The 216-nt window shown below is 59.7% G+C and carries 1 pseudogene; it reads right to left on the bottom strand.

The window, feature by feature from the left end:
• Positions 1-134: 134 nt before the first annotated feature.
• A pseudogene (locus AB8818_RS22980) lies at positions 135-216 on the bottom strand (terminase); the annotation flags it as partial.

Genomic DNA, 216 nt, shown 5'->3' with positions numbered 1-216 from the left:
TGGAACTGAGTTTCCCGCCCCCATTGGCACGCGCATATAAGTACTGACCGCATCGGCCACCGGCATACGACGCGGGGCTCGTAAAATACCGGAGACATCGCGGCGGATGTCCCTGGCGGATGCCCGCTTTGCCATCAGTCCTCCTCAGGCTCTTCCTCCTCTTTTTCAGCGTCCTGCACCCTCTCCGCCATCTGGTCGCGCAGATCATCAATAACG

Source organism: Enterobacter sp. KB-280D8 (assembly GCF_041399405.1).
Lineage (GTDB): Bacteria > Pseudomonadota > Gammaproteobacteria > Enterobacterales > Enterobacteriaceae > Enterobacter > Enterobacter cloacae_N.
The sequence above is the reverse complement of the archived record's forward strand: the minus strand, read 5'-3'. Positions and strand labels throughout refer to the sequence as shown.